The organism is Pseudomonas sp. Sample_9 (genome assembly GCF_004307535.1).
GTDB lineage: Bacteria > Pseudomonadota > Gammaproteobacteria > Pseudomonadales > Pseudomonadaceae > Aquipseudomonas > Aquipseudomonas mercuritolerans.
Map to the genome: position 1 here is coordinate 1 of NZ_RAZO01000099.1, position 4,195 is coordinate 4,195.

Annotated in this window: 2 protein-coding genes; both read right to left on the minus strand. The window is 52.2% G+C overall.

What is annotated here, in order from left to right; genetic code table 11:
• Positions 1-121: 121 nt before the first annotated feature.
• The gene (locus D6877_RS29335; RefSeq protein WP_178083639.1) at positions 122-2,275 is read right to left on the minus strand and encodes a hypothetical protein; all 2,154 of its coding nucleotides are present in this window, start codon (positions 2,273-2,275) and stop codon (positions 122-124) included.
• 69 nt (positions 2,276-2,344) lie between these two features.
• Positions 2,345-4,195 (minus strand): hypothetical protein (locus tag D6877_RS29340; protein ID WP_178083640.1); only part of this gene is annotated, 1,851 nt, incomplete at its 5' end.

Below are 4,195 nucleotides of genomic sequence, written 5' to 3' on the forward strand. Positions count from 1 at the left end.
GTTGGGGACGGCATCCGTTCCCGGGCAGGTTCGACTCCGGCTGTCTTCCGCCAGTTATTAAAGGCCGAAGCGCATTTTTTTGCGTCGTTTTGCTTGCTCTGCGTTCCGCTGAAATGCACGACTAATAACTGGCTTTTAATCGGAGGTTATCCAAGCTGAAAACCCCTGCGTTTTCATGTCCTATAATGATAGTTGAATACCTCTTCGTTTCCGGTAATCCGAGATAGCATTTGATATTAAGGGAGCGCCATGTGTTGGTGCTTGCAAAAGTATGGTGGGGTAACTCTACTACGTCATAACCAACTAAGGATCCGAGTAATATAAACAAGTTTTCCGGAGAGGTGGCTAGATAATCGAAGCTCAGCGTACACGAAAGACCACTTTGTAAGTGTTCGTAAGACTTGGATGGAACTAGCCTGTTCGCACCGTTTATGTTCTTTGAACGTATAAAGAATTCCTCCCCTTGCTTGATAAGCGAGCCAAAATCGTAATGGAAGCTCCATCCGTTCATGTTGTTATCTGTAAACGTCGCAAGGTCGTCATACCCCTCCGTTACAGTCAAAGTTCGAGGTGGCGAAACCTCTTCAGCCCCATACAACCCCTTGACAGTAAAGCTATGCATTACTGGATCCAAACTTGGTACAGTGAGCGCCCATTTGCCCGTTAACGGATCCACTGGAGATTTGCTTACGGAGTCCTCCCAATCAAAGACATCGACTTCCTGACCTTTGGCAGCAAAACCGCTCAGGATCACCGTAGTTTCTTCGATCTTACTGCCATCCGGGATTTCCTCTCCACTAGTTAAGCCTTTTACCGATTCAATCGTCGGTCTTTTCGAAGCCGTTACGGTAAATGCCCAAGCCAGAGAACTTTGCTCCGATCCGTATCTCGCTTTGGCTGTAAAACTGTGCGGCTCCGTCGTAAGGCTCGCGACGGCATATGTCCAAACTCCCGTAGTCGCGTCGGCTTTCGCTTGGTCAACGATGATATTACCGTCGCGCACATCAACCAGTTGCCCTGTGGCCGCGGTCCCCGTCAATGTCACGGCGGTTTCTACAGTAATGGCGCCTTGAACAATATCTTTTCCACTCACCGTGCCGATGACGCGGGTGATAACGGGCTTTTCATCGACGACGGTGCCAATGATCTCTGCCTCGGCAGTTCTGGAATGACCAATGATTGTCCCGGCCGGACGCTCAACCTTAAAACGCACCTTCAAGCGTTTACCTGAAACGAACTGGTCTTTAGCTATGGGAACAACGCATGCGGCCAGATCACCATAATCATCAGCCGGGAATACACTGGGGTCGGTAGCCTTTTCCGCTGAATCGTCGAGTCGGTAAAACGCAGTCACCAGGTCGCCGATCTGATACAGCGGATCGTTTGGACGGACCACCACCGACAGCGATTTATTTATCTTGTCGAGATCGACAATCTTCGGATCATCGGTGTTGTCGCTGGTGTCTTCGCGCAACAGCGGCATCCCCAGCCACGTCCGCTCAAGATCAATGTTCGCGAAAATCGACTTCGACCAGCGACGCTGGTGCGTCGGGTTGAGCAGTTGGTCAACCATGGTGTAGGAGAACGGGCAATTTTTCAGACTGCCAATCAGTTGAAACTTGGCGAAGTCAATCAACACCGAAAATGTTTTGCCGGCTTGCTCTACCGTCACGGTGTGAGTGAAGCGCTGGCGGTGGATCTCGTAAGTTACCAGATCGTATGCTCGGCAATACGGGTAATGGAACGTTAGCAGCACCCCCTTGGTCGCTTCAGGCTGGCCAATCACCGCCGGATCGCCGAGTTGTTCAGGCAGGCTGATCATCAGCCCCGGATGATCGCCGGTGCCGGGCACGGCGTTGCCGCCGGGCAAGGTGTCGTGGTATCTCACCCAAGTTTCGATGGATTTGCTGTCATTGCCGCTGACGTTTTTCAGAATGTAATGGACGATGTTGTTGACGCTGTCGCGAAATTCGCTCTGGAATACGGTGAAGGTCATTCGTTCATTGATGACTGGCTGCGCATCGCCGCTCTGCACGCCGTTGACGTAGAGCCTGATGGCGTCATATTGACCAACGTCCAGAGGCGGATCGATCAATACCTGCACGCCCGCAGCGAGGACGCCGTTGCGCGTGACCTCCTTGAAAATCCCCAACGGCAGGCCCAACACCGGGACTTCATCGGGCGCCGACGGGTCGATGATTACGCCCTCCGTCGCCAGGTGTATTTTCACGGGATGCAGCGTCATGACGGCGTTGTCGGGTTGAGCATTGTCCATCGCACACCTTCCTGATGTAGCGGCCAGAGAGGGCTAGCCGGGATGGGGGGTAGTTACGATCTGCGAAGCCTAAGTATCATTCCGAGTCTCACTTGATGGTATCTTTTGTAGGTGAATATTGTCTAACTTAAATGCTCCGCTTGATTCCAATACTATGAAGATCCTTGAGTCTAACTGTGTTTGCGGGGAGCCGAGAAAAAAATCTTTTCCCGCGCTCTTCCAGTTATGGGTTGCCGACAATTCGGGGGCCGATAAGGTTATCTTATTAGGGGAATACCAACTTGTGGTCATTTGAATGCGGCTTCTCACTGGGAAGGAACTGACGTAGTCGAAGTTTAAACTGCAGGCCACCCCGCTTGGAAGGTGTTCGTATGATTTTGACATGTATATATAGTGCCAATTTTGAATTTGTACTGACGATACAAAATAGTTATCGCCTTCCTTGGTTATTACGCCAGCCGAATCTTGAATCTGCCAGCCATTATTTTCGTAGTTGGTGAAAGTCGTTAAATCATCAATTCCGCGGTTGATATTGTAGATGCGTTTCGGTAAAGCTATTTTTCTAATTCCGTCACTGCCGCGATTGAACGAAACTTTACCTTCAATATAAAATTTTGAGGCATCTTCAAGTGTTTGAAGCTTATAAAGTGGGATCTGATGTTTCATACCACCCAAATCATCTGCCGTCACTTCCCTGTCCTTAAAAGCTTCTTCAACAAACCCAATATCACCGTTGCTTTTAATTTCCCTATAAGTCAGGTCGACCTTTTGGCTTAGCGCGATCAACGGCCAGGGCGGAATTCTCGTAAAATCCGACTCCAACAAATCCGCAGGATCCAGCACATCTCCCGTCACCCGGTCGATCGTCGGCGTGGGCAATCGAGGATCTCCGTCGGCAATGTCCTGCACGCTCAGTATCAGCGGCAGGGAATCGCGCGTAGCCGATCCGGTTGTCTTGCTGTAATCCACCGTCACATTGCCACCGAAACTGTACGCAAGCACTTTGTTGTCCAGCGCAATCTCCTGCGTGCCCAGCACTTTGACCACGTGAGGCGGCGAGGTGTAGGAGCCATCGGCAGGAGTGCCCGGGGCGGCGATCCAGCGCACTTCGATTACATCATCAAGCTGAATGGAAGGATCAAAGACCAAAGCGGTCAGCGCATCTTTCGCGGCAAGCGGATCCAGGCTGTTGCCTGGTGCCTGTCTGATTATCGGTGCTACCAGATCCGGCGCCGCTTCGCCGATGATCTCGGCCTCGGCCGTTCTGGAGTGCCCAACAACGGTGCCTGCCGGCCGTTTCAGCTCATAACGCACCTGCAAGCGCGCGCCGGAAGTCAGTTGATCGGTGGGTAGCACCAGAATGCACGGTTGCAGCACTCCGAACTTGTCGGTGATCACGCCTAGTTGGGGCGGATTCTCGGCTGAATCGTTCAGCCGAGAATACCCTTTGATCGTGTCGCCCTTTTGAAAATCGGGAGTAGTGGGAGCAACGACGATCAGTAGCGGCCGGCCCTTGAGTTTGTCGAGGTCCACAATCGATGGATCGTCCATGTCATCGTCTGGATCCTCGCGCAGGATCGGCTGGGGCAGGAAGTTTCGCTCAAGGTCAATGTTGGCATGAATGTACTTCGACCAGCGGTTCCGGTGAGTGGAATTGGCCAGTTGATCGACCACCGTGTAAGAGAACGGGCAGTTGTTCATGCTGCCAATTTTTTGAAAGGTGTCGGGACCGATCAGCACCGAGAATGCCTTGCCCGCCTGTTCCGGCGTCACCGTGTGGGTGAAGGTCTGGCGATTGATCTCGTATTTCACCTGATCGTAGGCGCGGCAATAAGGGTAATCGAACGTCAGGAGTACGCCTTTGGCGGCCTGATCCTTGTCAATCACCGCCGGGTTGCCGAGCCCTTCGGGCAGACTGAT